Below are 19,252 nucleotides of genomic sequence, written 5' to 3' on the forward strand. Positions count from 1 at the left end.
TGGTCCCGCCGCTGCGGGCACCCGCCTGGGGCGCGGTGTTTGCTGGATAACCCTGGCGCAGGCCCGCCCGTGCGGGGTGGTTGTGGCGAAGATGCGGGGCGGATCGGCCTGGCCGGGCAAGAGCATTGCCGTGGCGTGTGGTGCCGTGTTCACGCTGGGCTCGGAACGTCGTGGCCGCGTCGTGGCCGTTCGTTGCGGTCGGGATCGTTGGCGGTGGAAGCGGCTGCGCATGGATCCCGAACGCTGCGTTTGGCCGCAGGGCACGCTGGTCGGCCACCGGTCCGCCAGCGCCGTGCCGCACGCGGATTATGCGGCACTCGGCCGGTCCGCGATAACGTTGCGGCATGTGCGTTTCCACTGCTGCCGGACGTCGGCGATGAGTGCGGCTCAGCGGGCCGACGCCCGGGAGAACCGGGAGCGGATCGTCGAGATCGCTCGCGAGGCGATCGCCGGTTCGGGGGAGTTGCGGCTGAACGCGGTGGCCAAGTCGGCTGGCGTCGGGCAGGGGACGCTCTATCGGCACTTTCCCACGCGGGAGGACCTGCTTGCCGAGGTGTATCGGCAAGAGGTGGAGGACTTGGTCGCGCTGGCCCCGGAACTGCTGTCCGCGCACGGGCCGGTCGAGGCGTTGTCTCGCTGGTTCGACCGGATCGCCGAATACGCGCGAGTCAAGCGCGGCGTCTTCGCGGCGCTGGAAACCGCGGTGTGGAAAGGCTTGTCGGAAGAAAGCCACGGTCCGCTCGGGGACGCCATTACTCTCCTGCTCGATGCCGGAAAGGCCGAAGGAACCATCCGTCCCGACATCGACGCTCGCGACTTTTTCATCTTGTCGGGCTACCTGACTCGCCTGGACGAGGACGAGTGGGATTCCCGTGCTCGGCATCTCCTGGACGTGCTGTTGCAGGGAGTTCTTTCCCGCTGACCGGTCGGCGGAGAGATGCGAGGCAGAACCGGAGGACCGGCGTGGATGAGATCTGCTTGCCGGACAACGGATTCACGCGCGACCGGAATGATCACGCCATCGCTATTGAGGCGCGATGCGCAACCCCTGCGCCGCAATGCACTGCGCAGTCGGGTGCCGCGGTGCGCGGCGCAGTTGTGTGAGGCAGCGAGTGCGGAGCGGCAAGAGTCGCTTAGCAGCTACCGAAATTCAGTGCCCGATCCGGCCGACGGCCGCGGGCCGGGATGTGATGTCCATATTGGACGGGCCGCTCGCGGGTGCGGCCGGCCCGGTCCCCCAGAGTTCCCCAGTGGTGGTGCTGTTGGTGGTGCGGTTCAGGAGGCGACGGCCAGGCGGACCCGGCGGTCGCGGGCGTACGAGACCAGTTCCCGGACCTCGTCGGTGGTGATGATGCGGACTGCGTCTTCCAGGATCTCGGCCGTGGCGACCTGCAGCGGCCAGGAACGCAAGCCGGGAGCGGGTTCGTGCCAGAACCACTGGCCTTGGGAGAGATCTTCGGCGGCGACGGTGGGTGCCTCGGTGTTCATGCCTGCAGCCTAACTTGCACCACCGACAGAAAATCGCTCTACCGGACATCCCGGGACAACCCCGTAGGAAGCGCAAGAAGTGAATGCCGGTTCGGCGATGGTTCCTGCTGGTCGGGAGGATACGAGCGAGCTGGCGGGTGGTGTGGGTCACGCGGTCTTCGCCCGTCGGCGGCGGAATTCGGAGGCGGGATGCGAAAGCAAGGGGCAGGTTAACCGGTCTCTCGCCCGGGCGGGTTCAGGTGGATTTTGCACGGCCGGGCGGCCTGCCCTAGGCTTCGCCGGTCACCGCGCACACACCGGGGGTTTCCGGGACGAGAGGAACGGTGCGAATGGCTTTGCGCGACCCCGACGCGTACCGCGACATCGACCTGCCGGCGATTCTTCGCATGGAGCGCCGGCTTCCCTGGTACGGCTGGCCGCACCTGCCGTTGGGGCTGCTGGTGTGCGTGGCCGCGATCCTCGCCGCCTACCGGGTTCCGGTTTCGTATCACCTGACTACCGCGCTGGTCGCGGGCGGCGGGGTCGTCGGCGGTTTTTCCGGTTACGGCTGCGGGCTGGTCATGGTCAGCACGCCGGGTCTGGTCCAGACCGGGTACCTGAACTGGCGGCGCACCCGGGTGTTGCGGGCGCTGCTGATCGCGCTCGGCGGGCTGTCCGCGGTGTCGATGGCGGTCGTTGTGGCGTGCCATATTTCGTTGCTGGCCGGGTCTTCCGACCAGCATCCGTTCCGGCTTTCGGTGCAGGCCGGGTTGTATTTGCTGCTGGTGGTCGCCAACACCGTGCTCGCCGGGCTTGAAGCGTGGCAGTTGTCGAAGATCCTGCGCGCGCCCGTCGCCGAGGCTGCCGCGGAGCCGGCGGGGCCGGTGCGGGTCCGGCTCGGCTGACTGTCTACATCGGACTGGCTCAGCGCCTGCGCAGCAGTACTTCTTGGGTCACTGAGGCAACCAGCCGCCCGTCGGTGGTGAAGAATTCGCCGTGGGTCAGGCCTCGGGTGTTCGCGTAGCTGGGGCTTTCCATGTCGAACAGCAGCCATTCGTCCGCGCGGAACGGACGGTGGAACCACACGGCGTGGTCCAGCGAAGTCAGCTGCGGTTCGCCCGGGTCGTCTCGGTGGGGCAGCAGAGCGGTGCCAGCGAGGCGGATGTCGGAGATGTAGGTGAGCGCGCAGACGTGCGCCAGCGGAGCGTCCGGCAGCGCGTCTTTCGCTCGGACCCAGATCTGCTGACGCGGGCCGCGGCCGGTGTCGGGCAGGCCGGTTTCCGGGTTGCTGACGAAGCGGACTTCGATGGCGGACAGGACGATCGGCGAACGGTCCTGCTCGACGACGCCCGCCTCGTCCGGGGCCGGGACGTCCGGCATCCGCGCCTGGTGTGCGCTGCTTTCCGCCTCGGTCTGGAACGACGCCGACAGACTGAAGATGCTCTCGCCGTTCTGGATCGCGACGACCCGGCGCGTGGTGAACGAACCGCCGTCGCGGGTGCGTTCGACCTCGTAGATGATCGGCATGTCGGTGCGCCCGCCACGGATGAAATAACCGTGCAGCGAGTGCACATGCCGCGCGGTGGGCACGGTCGCGCCGGCCGCGGTGAGCGCCTGCGCCGCGACCTGACCGCCGAACGCCCGCTGCGGCGAACCCTGGTGGCACCAGCCGCGGAACAGGTTCAGCTCGAGCGGTTCGAGCTTCAGCAGCTGGTCTAGCCCGGTCCGGGCGGGATCGATCGTCGTCACCCGGCCAGTCTAAGCGCCTGCTCAGCTGCTCCGCGGTGTGAGCAGCGCCGCCACCGCGGCTGGATCCTCGACGTGCGCGTTGTGCCCGAGCCCGGACAGGACCACTGCCTCGGGAACGAGGGCGCGGAGCTGCTCAGGGCGGCAGATCGGATCGTTTTCGCCGGTGGCGAGCACCACAGGGCAGCGCGCGGCCGCCAGCAGACTCGGCAGGTCCGGGCGGCCGACGCCGAAGGCGGGCGGGTCCAGGACCAGCCGCCAGCCGTCCGCGGTTTCGGTGACGCCGTCCGGGTCTGCCGGAGCCAGGCCGGTCAGCCCGGCGACCTTCAGATAGGCGGTTTCGGCCTCCTCTCGGGTTTCGAACAGCCGGGGCGGGCGGGCTGCCATCGCGGCGGCGCGGGCCAGGTCGTCTTCGCTCCACTCGACCTTGATGCCCACCGTCAGCACGCTGCTGACACCGAGGCCGTAGCGGCCGCTCGCCAGTTCCAGTGCGACAACACCGCCGAGCGAATGACCGACGACGGCGACCGGGCCGGGCTCGTCGAGAGCATCGGCGACTGCTGCCGCGAGCGACTTGAACGTGTACTCGGGCAGCTGCGGCGAGCCGCCGTGGCCGGGCAGGTCCGGCGCGAGCAGCCGCCGGTCGAGGTGACCGGTCAAGCCGTCCCAGACCGCGCCGGTGGCACCGAGTCCGTGCAGGAGCAGGACCGGCGGTTCGCCTTGTCCGGTGACGCGCAGCTTCAGCTTTTCCACCGGACGGATCTTTCCGCAGGCGGCGGTCTCGGGGCTAGGGTCGGAACGTGTCGAGTGCTGTCATCGCCGACCCGGACACCTACGTCACGGGCGTGCCTTACGACCTGCTTGCCCGGCTGCGCCGCGAAACGCCGGTGACGCGGATCGGCGACTTCTGGGCCGTGCTGCGCCACTCCGACGTGCGGCACGTGCTCCGCACCCCGGCGGTGTTTTCGTCGCAGCTCGGCGGCACCCAGATTCGTGATCCGGCCACTGCCGAGGACCTGCGGTACGTGCGCCGGATGATGCTCAACATGGACCCGCCCGAGCACGGCAGGCTGCGCGGGCTGCTCACGAAAGCGTTCACCCCGCGCGCGGTCGGCCGGATCACGGAGCGGATCGAAGGCTGGGCACATGATCTCGTCGCGGTGGTGGCCGATCGCGGCGAATGCGATTTCGCCAAGGACATCGCCGCCGATCTGCCGTTGCTCACGCTCGCCGAGGTGTTCGGCGTTCCCGAGCAGGACCGCCGGCTGATGTTCGACTGGAGCAACCGCGTGATCGGCTTCCAGGACGCCGAATACGCGGTGAGCGCGACCGTCAAAGCCGACGACGTCACCGACCTCGCCCGTGCCGCGCTGGCCGTGCGCCCGGAACCCGGACCGGACGGCCGGATGCCGGATCCGCGCAGCCGCGCCGGAATGCCGGATCTCTACGCCTACGCGCACGCGCTCGGCGAGCACAAACGCGCGCACCCCGGCGACGACGTGATGAGCAACCTGATGCAGCACGTGGACGACGACGGCGGCCGCGTGTCGATTGAGGAGTTCGAGAACCTTTTCTGGTTGTTTTCCGTAGCTGGCAACGAAACCCTGCGCAACGGCCTGCCCGGCGGGATGGCCGCGTTGCTCGCGCACCCCGAGCAGTACCGCAAGCTGCTCGACGACCGGAGCCTGCTGCCGGGCGCGGTCGAAGAGATGCTGCGCTGGCACACGCCGGTGATGCACTTCCGCCGCACGGCGACGCAGGACACCCGACTGTCCGATGTGGACATCAAGGCCGGGGACAAGGTCGTGGTGTGGTTCTCCTCGGCCAATCGCGACGAGACGGTCTTTCCCGATCCTGATGTCTTCGACGTGACGCGCGCGCCGAGCGAACATCTGACGTTTGGCCACGGCCCGCACTTCTGCCTCGGTTCGCACCTCGCGCGGATGCAGATGCGCGCGTTGTTCGCGGCGGTGTTCGACCAGCTCGGCGAGGTCCGGCTCGCGGGCGAACCCCGCCGGCTGCGGTCGAACTTCCAGAACGGGCTCAAAAGCCTCCCGATCCGCTGGGACTGACCGGATCAGCCGAAGCCGACGAGCGAAAGCCAGCGGTCCAGGTACACCGTGTCGCCGCTGCGGTGCGCGGTCTCCGACGGCAGCCTGCCGTAGACCATCAGCAGCAGATCGCCCAGCGGCGCGGCCGCGGTGACCGCCGCGTTCTCCGGCGGGCCCGGGTGCCAGGCCGGATGATCGCCGGTGAGATCGACCGTCCAGGACGTCGCGTGGTCGGTCGGCGCGAGGTGGATCGTGCGGTCCGGGCCGAGCAGTTCGCGGCGTTCGGGTACGTACTCCAGCACTTGCGCCAGCTCTCCGAGCTCCAGCCATTCCTCCATCGCGTCGTGCGCGACTTCGGGCGTGACGGTGAATTCCCCGCCCGCGGCCAAGGTCGCGTCGGCGCGGTGGATCAGCGTCTCGTTCATGAATCGGCGCGCGTAGAACGCTGCTCTCGGCGGCCCGTTCGGTACTGGCGTGAACACCTCCGCGTCCGGACCCGCGTCGCGCAGCGTCGCCACCAACGTCTTCGCCCCGTCCACGAGCCACGACGCCGGGCGCGGGATGTCCACCGGATTCCGGAGTCCGTCGGCAGGCAGCCAATGGTCGGCCCGCGTGCGCACGGTTTCCTCCGCCCACCGATGCCCCGTGCTGACGTGATCGAGCAGTTGCCCGAGGTTCCACTCCGGGCACGCTGCGACCCGCGCCGTCCGGTCCGCGCCTTCGACGGCCGCGGCCATCAGTTCCGTCTGCCGCACGATCTCCGCGCAACGCTCGTGAAAGTCCATCGGGTGTCCTCTCCGGTTCGGATCCGCTGACACCCGACAGTCGGAGCCGACGCCGCCAACCAGACACCGCAGGGGGAGAAACCGAGCTACTCGACGCTCCAGGCGTCTCCCCATTCCGCGTCGCGAGCGGCGCGGTAGCGCACGCCGTGCCGCTTCGACACGACAGTGCCGGGCGCGAGCCCGTCGACTGTGCAGAGGTCGAGTTGCACGAACCCTTTGTGCTTGCGCGGATGCCGGATGATCCGGGCCGACGGACGGTCGACCGGTGCCGACGTGGCCGCCACGTACGAATACTTTTCGTCCTCGAAGCCCAGTGTGCCGGACTTGATCCGCCGGTGCACCCCGCTTCGGGGCAGCCGGGCGGAGAAGTGGCACCAGTCTTCTCCCGGCTTGATCGGGCAGGCGTCGTCGTGCGGGCACGGCGCCACCACGCTGCGGTCCATCTCGCGCAGCACCTCGCGAGCCGCACGGATCCGCTCGAATCCAGCCGGCGTTCCAGGCTCGATGAGCACGACGGTTCCGGCTTTCGCGGCGAGCCATCGGACGACGTCGGCACGGCCGCGTTCGGGCAGTTCGCCGAGGACGTACGAGAGAGTGACCAGGTCGGCTTCCGGGGCGGCCGACGCGGAATCGACCAGCCCGCGCTGCCAGACCGCGGTGCGGACGGCCGGCTCGTCGGACTTGGCCGCCAGCTTGCGTCCCAGCGCCAGCGCGGCCGCCACCTGCTCCAGGACAGTGCACTTCTCCAGCGACGGCCAGACATCGGCCGCTGCCCACACCGCCGCTCCGGTGCCGCCGCCGATGTCGACGTGCGTCTTCGGGGCGAACCCGGGCGCGGCGGCAGCCACCTCGCCCAGCACCGCGCTGACTGCCGCGTACGTCGCTGGCATCCGGTATCCGGCGTACGCGGCGACATCCAGCTCCGAAGAGAGGATCGGCGAGCTTGCCGAGTCGCCTTGTCGATAACGCTTGCTGAGCCGGTCCACGGCCTGCGCGAGCCGGGATTCGGGGAACCGGCCGAGCTCTTCGTCGAGGGCGGCGCGGAGAGGTTCGGGGAGTACTGCCACGGACGACGATTCTCCCATGCCTGTTTTGTCCGCCGAAGCTCGCCTGACCTGCTAGTTTCGCGGCGGGGAAAAAAGTTTGAGGACCTTGTCGATCCGGCCGCGGCCCGTTCGACGCAGGGGTGAAGGCAAGCCGAGAGCGAAGGGGTACCGAAGATGCGATTCATGGTGATCATGAAGGCCAGCGAAGAGAGCGAAGCGGGCCAGATGCCGAGCACCGAACTGCTCGCCGAGATGGGCAAGTTCAACGAGGAACTCGTGCGGGCCGGCGTGATGCTCGCGGGCGAGGGACTGGCCCCCAGCTCCCAGGGCGCGCGGGTGAAGTTTTCCGGCGACAGCGAGCCCAGCGTGGTCGACGGTCCGTTCGCCGAGACCAAGGAGCTGATCGCCGGGTTCTGGATCCTCCAGGTGCGTTCGCTCGAGGAAGCCGTGGAGTGGATCAAGCGCGTGCCCAACACCGACGGCGCGCACCACGAGATCGAGATCCGGCGGATCTTCGAGGCCGACGACTTCGGCGACAACCTCACCCCGGAACTGCGGGACGCCGAGGCGAAGGTGCGCGAGCAGGCTGCGCAGAACTGATGCGGTTCATGGTGCTGGTGAAAGCCAGCAAGGAATCCGAAGCGGGAGCCGCGCCCAGCGCCGAATTGATCGAGCAGATGGGCCAGTTCAACGCCGAGCTCGCCGAATCCGGCCACCTCGTGCAGGCCGCCGGGCTGACGCCGAGCTCGGCAGGCGCCCGGCTGCTGTGGTTCGACGGGGAGGCCGCGCCCAGCGTGGTCGACGGCCCGTTCGCCGAGACCAAGGAACTGGTCGCGGGCGTGTGGATTCTGGAGGGGGAGTCGCTCGCCGAGATCGTCGAGCTGATGAAGCGGGCGCCCAACCCGGACCGGCAGGCGGGCACCGTCGAGATCCGGCCGATGGCGGCCGAGCTCTGACGCCGCGCCCGCCCGAGGGTTGCCTCGGGCGGGCGGGCCCGGTCTGATGGGCCGGTGGACACGCGAAGTGCGGTAGAGGCCGTTTGGCGGATCGAGTCGGCGCGGGTGATCGCCGGTCTCGCGCGGATGACCCGCGACGTGGGCCTCGCCGAGGAGCTGGCCCAGGACGCGCTGGTCGCCGCGCTCGAACAATGGCCGGAGACCGGCGTGCCGCGCAACCCGGGCGCCTGGCTGATGACCATCGCCAAGCGGCGGGCCATCGACCTGTTCCGGCGCAACGAAACCTTCGGCCGCAAACTCGACGAGATCGGCCGGGAGGCCGAACAGCTCGGCGAGGGCGTGCTGCCCGACTTCGACGCGGTGCTCGACGACGAGCAGATCGAGGACGACCTGCTCCGGCTGGTGTTCACCGCGTGCCACCCGGTGCTGTCCACCCAAGCGCGGGTGGCGCTCACGCTGCGCATGCTCGGCGGGCTCAGCACCGACGAGATCGCCCGCGCTTTCCTGGTGAAGGAATCCGCTGTCGCGCAACGCATCGTGCGGGCGAAGAAGACGCTCGTCGAGGCCAAGGTGCCGTTCGAGACGCCGGTCGGCGACGAGCGCGTCGCGCGGGTGCCCGCCGTGCTCGAAGTGATCTACCTGATCTTCAACGAGGGCTACTCCGCCACACGCGGCGACGACTGGATGCGGCCTGCCCTGTGCGAGGACGCGTTGCGGCTCGGCCGGGTGCTGGCCGGTCTGATGCCGGGTGAACCGGAGGTGCACGGCCTGGTGGCGCTGATGGAGATCCAGGCGTCGCGCTCGGCGGCGCGCACCGGCCCGAACGGCGAACCGGTGCTGCTGATGGACCAGGACCGCAGCCGCTGGGACCGCCTGCTGATCCAGCGCGGCCTCACCGCGCTGGCCCGGTCCGAACGGCTGGCGGACGGCACGTACGGGCCGTATTCCGCGCAGGCCGCGATTGCCGCCTGCCACGCCGTGGCGGTGACGCCGGACGAGACCGACTGGGCCCGCATCGCGGCGTTGTACGCGGGACTGGCGCAGCTCACGCCGTCTCCGGTGATCGAGCTGAACCGGGCCGTCGCGGTCTCGATGGCCGAGGGGCCGGAAGCCGGGCTGGTGCTGGTGGACAAATTGCTGACGGAGCCCGCGCTGAAGAACTACCACCTGCTGCCGAGCGTGCGCGGCGACTTTCTGTACAAGCTCGGCCGCCGGGACGAGGCGCGCGCCGAGTTCGAGCGCGCGGCGAAGATGACCGGCAACGAGCGGGAGCGCGCGCTGCTTCTGGCGCGGGCCGAGTCGTGCAGCAAGCTGGAAGCGGGAACGAGGTAACTGAGCACCGTGCGGTGCGGGAGTGATCTTCATGCCGGGAACGGTCCACCACCGCCCCGACAATTCCCGCGCCCGCAGACAGCCATCCCCAGGGTTGTCCACAAGTCGACACGCCTGTGGATAACCTGTTTCCGCTGGTAGCAGTACCGGAAGCAGGTCACCCAACCCGATCCGGTGAAAGGCTGGAAAGACTCAGCGGTTGCGCACGTATCCCAGCCGCATCGACAACGCCGCCGCCGTCCCGGCCACCGTCGCGCCCAGTTCGTCCGCCCGGCGCATCACCCGGGGAGCCGGTCCGGCGACGCTGATCGCCGCGATCGGACGGCCCGAGTGGTCCCGCACGGCCGCCGCGACACAGCCGACGTCCGGCTCGTTTTCCAGGTCGTCGACGGCCCAGCCGCGACGCCGGGTGCGCGCCAGTTCGTCCAGCAGCCGGACCGGGTCGTTGATGGTCTTGAGAGTGAGGCTGTCCAGCTTCATCCGGCGCACTCGCTCCACCCGATCGGCCTCCGGCAACGCCGCCAGCCAGGCCTTGCCCAGCGACGTCGCGTGCTGCGGCCGCCGAGTGCCGAGACGGCAGGAGAGCGTGACCGCGCTGGCGCTGCGTTCGGTCGCGACGTAGACCATCGCGTCGTTGTCCGGCACGGCGAGGTACGTCGTCTCCCCGGAACGTTCGGCCAGTGCGGTGAGATACCGCGGCGCGCAGCGGTGCAGGTCGGTTGCCGCCATCGCGCGGGCGCCCAGTTCGACCAGCCGGGTGCCGAGCCGCACGCGTCCGGTGACGGTGTCTGCCTCCAGGTACTCCAGCCGCTTCAGGGTGCCGACGATCCGGTAAGCGGCGCTGCGCGAAAGGCCCAGTTGCCGGGCGAGCGCGTTCGTGGAGATTTCCTGGTGCTGCCCGACGTGTTCGAGCACCGCCAGCCCGCGCTCCAGGGTGCCGCTTTGGTCCAGCCCGCGTACTGCTGCGTCCACGTTCGCCCTCCGCCTGTCGCTCTGCGTTCCCGGTCACCGGTGCGTGGTGCCATCAAGCGGGGTTGGACGCTAACACCTCCGATGTATGGACGGAAGATCTTGACCGAACTCTGTCATTCGGCAAGGTCAAGGTTGCGCCGAATGGTTCAACCTCCGATCGGTAAGACTGCTTACAAAGGGTAACGGAGACTGGAGTCACCCTCTCAGGAAAATCACAGCGCCCGTGCCGCACGGTTTGGGTGATGTCCACACGTCTGCGCACCCGGGCGTCGGTCGCCGCCGGGCGGCTGACCGCGTGGTTTTCCCGTACCGCCCGGCTGGGCCGCGGCGGGGTGATCGGCGGCCGCGTCACGCTGCGGCTCGACCCCAAGGCGCTGCGCAGGCTCGGCCGCGATCGCACGGTCGTGATAGTCACCGGCACGAACGGCAAAACCACCACGTCGCTGATGCTCACCCGCGCGCTCGAAGCGCTCGCCGAAGTCGCGCACAACGGCGACGGCGCGAACATGCCCGACGGTCTGGTGGCCGCGCTCGCCGCAGCCCCTGAAGCGCCGTACGCGGTGCTGGAGGTGGACGAAACCTACGTTCCGTGGGTGGCCGAGCAGGTGCAGCCCGCGGCGCTCGTGCTGCTCAACCTCAGCCGGGACCAGCTCGACCGCGTCGGCGAGGTCCGGATGATGGAGCGCGACCTCCGCGCCGCGTTCGCCGGGCTGTCGCGCACGGTCGTGGTCGCGAACTGCGACGACGTCCTGGTCACTTCCGCGGCCTCGGCGGCGGCCCGCCCGGTGTGGGTCGGCACCGGACGGCGCTGGTCGGGCGATTCCGTCTCCTGTCCCCGCTGCGGCGGCGCGATCACCCACACCGATCGCGAATGGCGCTGCGCGGTCTGTGCTTTCGCCCGACCGGAGCCGACCTGGACCCTCGACGGCGACCTGGTCCACACGCCCGGGGGACGGCAGGTGGACCTCGACCTGCGGCTGCCCGGCGAGGCCAACCGCGCCAACGCCGCTCTCGCGCTCGCCGCCGCGCATTGCGTCGGCGTGCCGCCGCACACCGCCGCGGCCCGGCTGCGCACGATCACCGATATCGGCGGGCGGTACCGCACGATTCGCCGCACCCGGCACTCGGTGCGGCTCATGCTTGCGAAAAACCCGGCTGGATGGGCCGAAACGTTGCGCGTGCTCGACGAGGACACCCCGGTCGTCGTCGCGGTCAACGCGCACGAGGCGGACGGCCGCGACCTGTCGTGGCTCTGGGACGTGCACTTCGAGCGCTTGCGCGGCCGTCAGGTCGTCGTCGCCGGCGAGCGGTGCGCGGACCTCGCGGTGCGGCTTTGCTACGCCGAGGTGCCGCATTGGTCGGCCCCGGACCCGGTGAGCGCGATCGACACGCTGCCGCCGGGCGGGGTCGAGCTCGTCGCGAACTACACCGCCTTCCGCGATCTGGTCGACCGGTTGCCTGATGTCTGATTCGACCGTCGGCATTGGCCTGCTGCTGCCCGAGGTACTGGGGACGTACGGCGATTCCGGCAACGCACAGGTGCTCTGCAAACGCTTGCAGTGGCGGGGTTACGACGCCGAGGTGGTGCCGGTCTCGCTCGACTCCGCGGTACCGTCCACTTTGGACCTCTACCTGCTCGGCGGCGGCGAGGACATGGCGCAGGTGCTGGCCGCGGACTTCCTGCGCGACTCGGCGGGGCTGCGGAGCGCGGCGGACGCGGGCCGTCCGGTCTTCGGGGTGTGTGCAGGCCTGCAGATCCTTGGCACGCGCTTCCGCGGCGTCGACGGCATCGAACACGCCGGGCTGGGGCTGCTCGACCTCGTCACCGAGCCGGCGCAGCAGCGCGCGGTGGCCGAGCTGATCGTCGAACCGAATCTGCTCGAGACGCCGCTGACCGGCTTCGAGAACCATCAGGGCGCGAGCGTGCTCGGTCCGGGCAGCGTGCCGCTGGGCCGCGTCGTCCGGGGCACCGGCAACGGCGACAGCACCGAGGGCGCGGTCACCGACCACGTCGTGGGGACTTACCTTCACGGCCCGGCGCTGGCGCGCAACCCCGAGCTGGCTGACCTGCTGTTGTCGTGGGTGCTGGGCCACGCGCTGAAGCCGTTGGACCTGACTGAGGTGGACACTCTCCGCTCGGAACGGCTGGCAGCCCGCCGCGCCCGATGACGTCACTCCGCGCTCGTTACGCTGCGTGCGTGAGAATTCTCGCTGCAGCAGGCGTCCGGATGCGGACAACCGGGGTTGCCGTGCTCGCGCTCGCGCTTGCCATCGCGACTGCGTGCGTTGTCGTGGTACTCCTGCTGCAGCAGTCGCTCGACCGAAGCGTCACTGAAAGCGCGCGCAGTACCGCGCGGCAGGTTGCTGTCCAACTCGTGCGCGCGGGCGCGCGAGACCTGTCGCCAAGCGACGTCGCGAGCACTGGTGACACTGAAGCAGTTACGCAGGTTCTCGGGCCGCGAAGCACGCCAATCGCGAGTGACCCGGCGATTGTCGGCCGTCCGGCCATCACCGCCGCGCGCCCGGCCCCAGGACAAGAAACCGTCGAAACGCTGCCGCTCGGCTTAGATGGCGACGGCAGTGACTATCGCTTGGTCTCGGAAGGCGTCAACGGACCGGGTGGACCGTTCACCGTCATCTCGGCACGGTCGCTTGAGCCAGTCACCGAAGCGTCTGCGCGGCTTACGCTGCTTCTAGGGCTGATTTCGCTGCCGCTGCTCGGGATCGCCGGCTTCGCGGTGTACCGCTCTGTCGGGTCCGCACTGCGACCGGTTGAGCGGATGCGGCGCACTGTCGCCGAGATCTCGACCCGCGACCTCGCCTTGCGCGTACCGCTGCCTCCTGGTGGCGACGAGGTGCACCGGCTCGCTGTCACGCTCAACGAGATGCTCGAACGGCTTGGGTCGGCGCAGGCCGCGCAACGCCGCTTCGTCGCCGACGCGAGTCACGAGCTGCGCTCGCCGCTGTCGACCATCAGCACCGCCCTCGACGTTTCTAGCCAGCACCCGGAGACCACCGACGAACTGGTACCCGTGATCACTCGCGAGACCGCGCGCCTGCGAGAGCTGGTGGACGACCTTCTGATGCTCGCACGCACCGACGACGCCACAGACCGGCCCGCGCGCACTGAAGTCGATCTAGACGACATCGTCCGCGCCGAAGCCGAACGCGTACGCGGCGAAGCGGCTGTCGAGATCGAAGTGCGCGCGGGACCGGCGAAGGTGCGCGGCAGCGAGGCGCAGCTGCGTCGCGCCGTACGCAACCTCGTCGACAACGCTTGCGGGCACGCGCGTGAGCGGATCCGGATTGCGAGTTCGGTGCAAGATGAGATGGTCGTGGTGGAGGTGAGCGACGACGGCCCGGGCGTCGCCGAGGAGGACCGGGAGCGAGTGTTCGAGCGGTTTGTGCGGCTGGACGCGTCACGACGGCGCGGCGGCACCGGGCTCGGCCTGTCGATCGTGGCCGGCATCGCGGCCCGGCACGGCGGCCGCGCGCGGTACGTCGACGTCGCCGACCCGAGCTACCCGGGCGCGCACTTCGTGATCGAACTGCCGAGCATCGAACTGCCCCGGATCGAGGAGGACTGAGCATGCGGTTGCTGATCGTGGAGGACGAACTGGAGTTCGCCGAAACCCTTCGCCGCGGCCTGGTCGCCGAGGGATTCACGGTGAACGTCGCGCACACCGGGCGGGACGGGCTCTGGTCGGCGATGGAGCACGATTACGACGCCGTGGTGCTCGACATCATGCTTCCCGAGCTTTCCGGCTACGAAGTGCTGAAACGCTTGCGGGCAGCGGAGAATTGGACGCCGGTGCTGATGCTCACGGCGAAGGACGGCGAGTACGACGAGGCGGACGCATTCGACCTCGGCGCGGACGATTATCTGTCGAAACCGTTCTCGTTCGTCGTTTTGCTGGCTCGGTTGCGTGCGCTGCTTCGGCGGGGTGCGCCCGCCCGTCCGGCGGTGCTGACCGCCGGGGATCTGCAGCTCGACCCGGCCGCGCGCACTGTCCACAGAGGAGAGACGCGGATCGAGCTGACCGCGCGCGAGTTCGGGTTGCTGGAGTTTTTGTTGCGTCGGCAGGGGGCGGCGTTGACCAAGAACGAGATTCTCGGTCATGTTTGGGACGCGCATTACGAGGGCGACGAGAATGTGGTCGAGGTTTACGTCGGGTATTTGCGGCGGAAGATCGACGCGCCGTTCGGGACGCGGACGATTGAGACGGTGCGCGGGGTGGGGTACCGGCTCGTCGGATGAGCGGGCACGTCGTTTTCCTCAATGGCACGTCCAGTTCCGGCAAGTCGAGTATCGCGACGGAGTTGCTGGATTTGCTGCCGGGGCCGTATTTCCTGGTCCCGAGGGATGCGGTCAACAGCATGCGATCGCGGACCCAGACGCCCGAGTTCGGCACACCTGAGTTCGACGAGGTTTTTGAGCGGACCGTGCTCGGCTACCACCGAATGCTGGCCGGTCTCGCGGCGGCGGGAAACGGTGTGATCGCCGACCACGTGCTTCGGCCACACTGGCTTGCCGACTGCCTGGAAGTGTTGCGGGCGCAGGAAGTCACGTTCGTGGGCGTGCACTGCCCGCTGCCGGAGTTGCGACGGCGTGAGCAAGCGCGAGGCGACCGCCCCGCCGGGCTGACGGAGCGGCAATATCCGATCGTGCACGCCCACAACGATTACGACCTAGAATGCGACACGTCACTGCACAGTCCTAGAGAATGTGCACAAATCATCGCGGACTTCATCGTGAAACCTGGGCGTTCCCAAGCGTTCGCGAGGCTAAGCCACTGAAATCCCCGCCACTGCTCGCACAACAGCAGTGCACCGATCCTCGACATACTCCAGCCCGGCATCAGAAGCGATCTGCCGCGCCTCCGCCGACACGATTCCCTGCTGCAACCACAACGCCTTAGCCCCGATCGCGACCGCGGAACGCGCGATGTCCGGCGCTTCCCCGGCCGGACGGAAGACGTCCACCAGATCCACCGGCTCCGGAATGTCCTCCAGTGACCGGTACACCTTCTCCCCGAGCAGTTCGGTCGCCGACGGATGCACCGGGATGATCCGGAACCCGTGCGCCTGCAGGGAAGCCGGTACGCCGTGCGCGGCCTTGCCCGGGTCGCGGCTCAGGCCGACGACCGCGATCGTGCGCGCGCTGGCAAGGATTTCTTCGGGCTTCATACTCTCCTCAACATCCCAGCACAGCCAGGGATTCCACGACGGTCACAGCCGCCACAACCGCAGGCCGCGCACGCGATAGACCGGCCACAGCACCTGCCACGGCGACCGTCGCAGGAACGCGGAACTGCACACCAGAACATTGCGCGCGACAGTGGACGCGACCTCGTGCCGGTCTGGCCAAGCCTCGCCGCGGGCACCAAGCGCGAGGCGGAAAACCGTCAGCAGACCGCGTCCCTGCACGTCATACCGGGCGCCGGTGTCGCCCGGGTCGGGAAGGAGACGGGCGATTTCGACTCGGAAAGCCTGAACAACACCCGCGCCCGCTGGTACATCGAAAACGCTGCCCACGATCGCACGGCCATGCAGCCGACGCGCGAATCGCATAAGCAGCCGTCGCTCCCACCAAGGCAGCAAACGGCGGTGAGCCAGCAACGCGGCGCACTCGCCGTGGCCGAGGGCGAAAACCTCGGCGAGGTCGTCGTACCGGCTCACCGCGGTCGGTTCCGCCAGGTGCAGCCGCACCTCGAAGCGGACCTGCGCGATCAGTTCGTCGATCGCTTCCCGCCGGTCGAGCCGTGCCTTCTGCCGCGAAGCCGCCCAGTCGCCCATGGGCCCACACTCTGAACCCGGCGACGCACCGAGTCCAGTGGTTCAGCCGATCTTCGACCCGTACATCTCGCCGAGGTCGTCCGCGATCAGTTCGATCCGGGCGCCGTCCGGGTCGGCGAAGTAGATCGACGTGCCGCTCTCTTCCTGGTACTTCACGCCAGCCGCGTCGAGCCGGGAGCGCGCGCCCGCCCAGGCTTCCGGGGTGAGCGACAGGGCCAGGTGGTGCAGTCCGCCGAGCACCTCCGCGTACGGGCCCAGGTCGAGGCCGGGCAGGTCGAAGAACGCGACCGCGTTGCCGTTGCCGACGTCGAAGAAGAAGTGGCTCGACCCCGGGTAGTCGCGGTTTTCGATCAGTTCGGTGAGCGGGAAGCCGAGAATGTCCTGGTAGAAGGTGATCGTCCGCTCGACGTCGCTGGAGAGCAGCGCGGTGTGGTGGATGCCGCGGCCCACGGTCGCCGGGCGCTCCGACGCGGGGTGCAGGTGCTGGTCCCGCAGCCGGTCGCGGGCCTGCGCGAGCTGGGCGACTTCGGTCTCGGTGGGTGCCATTTCGGGTCACGTCCTCTCTGGGAGCCAACACGGAGAACGATACGCCGACAAACTCTCGCGCGCAAGAGGTTATCGAGCGAGAGAAGTAGCTCGTACCGGTGAATGGAACGAGCGGGTTGGCTCAAGCCGCGCGGTCAGGCAAAGTTCGGCCCGTGGAACCCGCTGAGCTGCAGGACGCCGTCGCGCTGCTGACGAGCGCGTACGAGCGCCACGAGCCGATCGATCCGCTCGTGAAGACCTTCCCCGACGGCACCATCGAAGACGCCTATCGCGTGCAGCAGGAGCAAGTGCGCGCGTGGGTGGCGGCGGGCGACGTGGTGCGCGGCCACAAGGTCGGCCTCGCCTCCGCCGCGATGCAGCGCCAGATGGGTGTGAACCAGCCCGACTTCGGGCACCTCACCAGCTCGATGTTCCTGCTCGAACACCAGCCGATCCCGACGACGCGGTTCCTGCAGCCGCGCATCGAACCGGAGATCGCGTTCGTGCTCGGCGCGCCGCTGCGCGGTCCGGGCGTGACCGTCGCTGACGCCGTCCGCGCGGTCGACTTCGTGCTTCCGTCGCTGGAGATCGTCGATTCGCGGGTCCGCGACTGGAAAATCTCGATCTTCGACACCGTCGCGGACAACGCGTCCTCCGGCGGCGTCATCCTCGGCAGCAGCCCGACCAACCTGCGTGACGTCGACCTGCGGCTCGCCGGCTGCACGTTGCACGTCAACGGCCAGCTCGCGGCCACCGGCGCGGGCGGCGCGGTGCTGGGTTCGCCGATCAACGCGCTGGTGTGGCTGGCCAACACCGTCGGCCCGCTCGGCGTGACGCTGGAGCCCGGCCACGTCGTCTTGCCCGGTTCGATGACCGCCGCGCAGACCGTCCGCCCCGGCGACACTGTCGTGGCGACCATGGCCGGCCTGGGCAGCGTGACCGCGGTGTTCGCTCCGGAGGAGGAAAAGTGACCGCCGATATCGCCGCCGCAGCGCAGGAATTGCTCAACCGGACGGAAGAGAGCGCGCAGCTCACCGACACCTGGCCGGACCTGGATCTCGCCACCGCGTACGCGATCCAGGACGAAGCCCTGCGGCTGCGTCAGGAACGCGGTGAGACGCTGATCGGGGTGAAGCTCGGGCTGACGTCGCGGGCGAAACAGCAGCGGATGGGCGTCGCGGAACCCCTGCTCGCATGGCTGACCGACGCGATGGTGCTGCCCGCGGGCGCGCCGACGCCGCAGCTCATCCACCCGCGCGCGGAACCGGAACTGGTGTTCGTGCTCGGCGAGCGGCTCGCCGGCCCGGGCGTCACCGCGGCTACCGCTCTCGGCGCGGTTTCCCAGGTATACGGCGGAATTGAGATCATCGACAGCCGTTACCGCGACTACCGTTTCACGTTGCCGGACGTCGTCGCGGACAACGGCTCGTCAGCGCTGTTCGGGCTCGGCTCGGTCGGCCGTCCACCGTCCTCTTTGGACCTTTCGCTGGAAGCCGCGCTGCTCGAAGTGGACGGTCAGATCGTCGACACCGCGACCGGTGCCGCCGTGCAAGGGCACCCGGCCGAGGCGTTGGCACTGGCGGCGAATTCCCTGGCCGCGCGCGGATTGGCGCTGGAACCGGGCTGGCTCGTGCTGACCGGCGGGATGACCGACGCCGTCGAACTGCGCCCCGGATCTCGCGTCGCCGCGCATTTCTCGAACCTGGGTTCGGTGACGATCAGCGGGTAGCGAGCCGTTTGATCCCGGCGATCACGCGCGGCCACACTTCGCGCGGCAGGTCGTGTCCCATGCCGGGCACGAGGTCGAGGTCGGCACCGAGTGCGCGGGCGGTCGCGCGACCGCCGGACACGTGCACCAGCGGGTCGGCCGTACCGTGGATCACCAAGGACGGCAAGGAAAGGCGGCGCAGATCGGCGGTCCGGTCGCGGGAGGACAGGATCGCGGCGAGCTGCCGGAACACGCCCGCCGGGTTGAGGCCGCGGTCGTACGTGCGTTCCGCGCGCTGGCGGAAATGGTCCTCGTCGAACACGTAACCGGGCGAGCCGATCAGCCTTGACGTGCGCACCAGTTGCGTCACGTAGTCCTCGCGCGTGCGTGGTCCCGGGGCCAGCATCGCGAGCGCGGCCCGCGGGCTGGGCAGGCCGACGGTGCGCGCGCCGGTGGTCGACATGATCGAGGTCAGCGTCCGCACCCGCTCCGGGTGCCGGATCGCGAACTCCTGCGCGATCATCCCGCCCATCGACGTGCCGACCACGTGCGCGCTTTCGATGCCGAGCGCGTCGAGCAGCTTGCCCGCGTCGTCGGCCAGATCGCCGAGCGAGTACGGCGCGGAGCGCAGGAAGTACGCGAGCGGAAGGCTGGCCCGGCCGGTCCACCACTGCGAACGCCCGACGTCGCGATTGTCGAACCGGTGCACGTGGAAGCCGGCCTCGGCGAGCTGGGCGCAGAACTCGTCGTCCCACCAGATCATCGGCGCGGCGAGGCCCATCACCAGCAGCAACGGCGGCGCGGACGGATCGCCGAACGATTCGTGGCACAGGGTGATGCCGTCTGCTTCGAGGGTCTGCTCGGTCAT

23 protein-coding genes are annotated in these 19,252 nt (G+C 69.3%); 13 read left to right on the forward strand and 10 right to left on the reverse strand.

Annotation, left to right across the window (positions count from 1 at the left end; genetic code table 11):
* Positions 1-229: 229 nt before the first annotated feature.
* Positions 230-922: a TetR/AcrR family transcriptional regulator gene (locus ACWDNU_RS13975; RefSeq protein WP_449669078.1), complete on the forward strand. Its 693-nt coding sequence runs from the start codon at positions 230-232 to the stop codon at positions 920-922.
* Positions 923-1,275: 353 nt separating this feature from the next.
* Here ACWDNU_RS13975 and ACWDNU_RS13980 read toward each other — a convergent pair whose 3' ends face one another.
* On the reverse strand, positions 1,276-1,488 hold the full coding sequence (locus ACWDNU_RS13980; RefSeq protein WP_344265227.1) for a hypothetical protein: 213 nt from the start codon (positions 1,486-1,488) through the stop codon (positions 1,276-1,278).
* Positions 1,489-1,817: 329 nt separating this feature from the next.
* On the opposite strand from ACWDNU_RS13980, the gene ACWDNU_RS13985 reads away from it, so the two are divergent.
* Entirely contained in the window at positions 1,818-2,372 is a 555-nt protein-coding gene (locus tag ACWDNU_RS13985) for a hypothetical protein (protein WP_449669079.1), read from the forward strand.
* 19 nt (positions 2,373-2,391) lie between these two features.
* On the opposite strand, the gene ACWDNU_RS13990 is transcribed toward ACWDNU_RS13985, so the two are convergent.
* Both ACWDNU_RS13990 and ACWDNU_RS13995 read right to left on the reverse strand, forming a co-directional pair.
* On the reverse strand, positions 2,392-3,216 hold the full coding sequence (locus ACWDNU_RS13990) for an acyl-CoA thioesterase (RefSeq protein WP_354739864.1): 825 nt from the start codon (positions 3,214-3,216) through the stop codon (positions 2,392-2,394).
* Between the two features lie 21 nt (positions 3,217-3,237).
* Positions 3,238-3,966: an alpha/beta fold hydrolase gene (locus ACWDNU_RS13995; protein ID WP_449669080.1), complete on the reverse strand. Its 729-nt coding sequence runs from the start codon at positions 3,964-3,966 to the stop codon at positions 3,238-3,240.
* Positions 3,967-4,013: 47 nt separating this feature from the next.
* Between ACWDNU_RS13995 and ACWDNU_RS14000 the strand changes: the two genes are divergently transcribed.
* On the forward strand, positions 4,014-5,285 hold the full coding sequence (locus ACWDNU_RS14000; RefSeq protein WP_449669081.1) for a cytochrome P450: 1,272 nt from the start codon (positions 4,014-4,016) through the stop codon (positions 5,283-5,285).
* 5 nt (positions 5,286-5,290) lie between these two features.
* Here the strand turns inward: ACWDNU_RS14000 and ACWDNU_RS14005 are convergent, their stop codons facing one another.
* Both ACWDNU_RS14005 and ACWDNU_RS14010 read right to left on the reverse strand, forming a co-directional pair.
* Positions 5,291-6,049: a maleylpyruvate isomerase family mycothiol-dependent enzyme gene (locus ACWDNU_RS14005; protein WP_449669082.1), complete on the reverse strand. Its 759-nt coding sequence runs from the start codon at positions 6,047-6,049 to the stop codon at positions 5,291-5,293.
* Positions 6,050-6,135: 86 nt separating this feature from the next.
* Complete coding sequence (locus tag ACWDNU_RS14010) at positions 6,136-7,134, reverse strand: small ribosomal subunit Rsm22 family protein (protein ID WP_449669083.1); 999 nt, start codon at positions 7,132-7,134, stop codon at positions 6,136-6,138.
* A gap of 135 nt (positions 7,135-7,269) precedes the next feature.
* Here ACWDNU_RS14010 and ACWDNU_RS14015 point away from each other — a divergent pair, with 135 nt between their 5' ends.
* Genes ACWDNU_RS14015 through ACWDNU_RS14025 form a run of 3 tightly spaced genes read left to right on the forward strand, consistent with a single transcriptional unit; the run spans position 7,270 to position 9,383 of the window.
* Positions 7,270-7,695 carry a YciI family protein gene (locus ACWDNU_RS14015; protein WP_344265209.1) on the forward strand — a complete coding sequence of 142 codons (426 nt, stop codon included), beginning with the start codon at positions 7,270-7,272 and terminating at the stop codon, positions 7,693-7,695.
* Complete coding sequence (locus tag ACWDNU_RS14020) at positions 7,695-8,051, forward strand: YciI family protein (RefSeq protein WP_449669084.1); 357 nt, start codon at positions 7,695-7,697, stop codon at positions 8,049-8,051. The genes ACWDNU_RS14015 and ACWDNU_RS14020 overlap by 1 nt, the downstream gene beginning before the upstream one ends.
* A gap of 54 nt (positions 8,052-8,105) precedes the next feature.
* The gene (locus tag ACWDNU_RS14025) at positions 8,106-9,383 is read left to right on the forward strand and encodes an RNA polymerase sigma factor (protein ID WP_449669085.1); all 1,278 of its coding nucleotides are present in this window, start codon (positions 8,106-8,108) and stop codon (positions 9,381-9,383) included.
* A gap of 192 nt (positions 9,384-9,575) precedes the next feature.
* On the opposite strand, the gene ACWDNU_RS14030 is transcribed toward ACWDNU_RS14025, so the two are convergent.
* Entirely contained in the window at positions 9,576-10,355 is a 780-nt protein-coding gene (locus ACWDNU_RS14030; protein WP_078870254.1) for an IclR family transcriptional regulator, read from the reverse strand.
* Positions 10,356-10,597: 242 nt separating this feature from the next.
* Between ACWDNU_RS14030 and ACWDNU_RS14035 the strand changes: the two genes are divergently transcribed.
* The 5 genes from ACWDNU_RS14035 to ACWDNU_RS14055 are packed head-to-tail and all read left to right on the forward strand — an operon-like array spanning position 10,598 to position 15,152.
* Positions 10,598-11,824 (forward strand): MurT ligase domain-containing protein, encoded by a 1,227-nt coding sequence (locus ACWDNU_RS14035; RefSeq protein WP_370933691.1) that lies wholly within the window; start codon positions 10,598-10,600, stop codon positions 11,822-11,824.
* Positions 11,817-12,524 carry a type 1 glutamine amidotransferase gene (locus ACWDNU_RS14040; protein WP_449669086.1) on the forward strand — a complete coding sequence of 236 codons (708 nt, stop codon included), beginning with the start codon at positions 11,817-11,819 and terminating at the stop codon, positions 12,522-12,524. Before ACWDNU_RS14035 ends, ACWDNU_RS14040 begins: the two co-directional genes overlap by 8 nt.
* 29 nt (positions 12,525-12,553) lie before the next feature.
* On the forward strand, positions 12,554-13,942 hold the full coding sequence (locus tag ACWDNU_RS14045) for a HAMP domain-containing sensor histidine kinase (RefSeq protein ID WP_370933693.1): 1,389 nt from the start codon (positions 12,554-12,556) through the stop codon (positions 13,940-13,942).
* A gap of 2 nt (positions 13,943-13,944) precedes the next feature.
* Entirely contained in the window at positions 13,945-14,613 is a 669-nt protein-coding gene (locus ACWDNU_RS14050) for a response regulator transcription factor (protein WP_009084133.1), read from the forward strand.
* The gene (locus ACWDNU_RS14055; RefSeq protein WP_449669087.1) at positions 14,610-15,152 is read left to right on the forward strand and encodes a chloramphenicol phosphotransferase CPT family protein; all 543 of its coding nucleotides are present in this window, start codon (positions 14,610-14,612) and stop codon (positions 15,150-15,152) included. Before ACWDNU_RS14050 ends, ACWDNU_RS14055 begins: the two co-directional genes overlap by 4 nt.
* On the opposite strand, the gene ACWDNU_RS14060 is transcribed toward ACWDNU_RS14055, so the two are convergent.
* From ACWDNU_RS14060 to ACWDNU_RS14070, 3 genes are read right to left on the reverse strand one after another with little or no spacing between them, the layout of a single operon-like run.
* Positions 15,141-15,542, reverse strand: coding sequence for a CoA-binding protein (locus tag ACWDNU_RS14060; RefSeq protein WP_370933695.1), 402 nt, complete (start codon positions 15,540-15,542; stop codon positions 15,141-15,143). The genes ACWDNU_RS14055 and ACWDNU_RS14060 overlap by 12 nt on opposite strands.
* Positions 15,543-15,584: 42 nt before the next feature.
* A complete protein-coding gene (locus ACWDNU_RS14065; RefSeq protein WP_449669088.1) occupies positions 15,585-16,151 on the reverse strand; it encodes a hypothetical protein in 567 nt (188 codons plus the stop codon).
* 42 nt (positions 16,152-16,193) lie between these two features.
* Positions 16,194-16,697: a VOC family protein gene (locus ACWDNU_RS14070; protein WP_370933697.1), complete on the reverse strand. Its 504-nt coding sequence runs from the start codon at positions 16,695-16,697 to the stop codon at positions 16,194-16,196.
* Positions 16,698-16,849: 152 nt separating this feature from the next.
* Between ACWDNU_RS14070 and ACWDNU_RS14075 the strand changes: the two genes are divergently transcribed.
* Positions 16,850-17,647: a 2-keto-4-pentenoate hydratase gene (locus ACWDNU_RS14075; RefSeq protein WP_344265172.1), complete on the forward strand. Its 798-nt coding sequence runs from the start codon at positions 16,850-16,852 to the stop codon at positions 17,645-17,647.
* Entirely contained in the window at positions 17,644-18,405 is a 762-nt protein-coding gene (locus ACWDNU_RS14080) for a 2-keto-4-pentenoate hydratase (RefSeq protein ID WP_370933698.1), read from the forward strand. The genes ACWDNU_RS14075 and ACWDNU_RS14080 overlap by 4 nt, the downstream gene beginning before the upstream one ends.
* On the opposite strand, the gene ACWDNU_RS14085 is transcribed toward ACWDNU_RS14080, so the two are convergent.
* Positions 18,395-19,252: an alpha/beta fold hydrolase gene (locus tag ACWDNU_RS14085; protein ID WP_449669089.1), complete on the reverse strand. Its 858-nt coding sequence runs from the start codon at positions 19,250-19,252 to the stop codon at positions 18,395-18,397. The genes ACWDNU_RS14080 and ACWDNU_RS14085 overlap by 11 nt on opposite strands.

It is taken from the genome of Amycolatopsis sp. NPDC003676 (assembly GCF_053587275.1).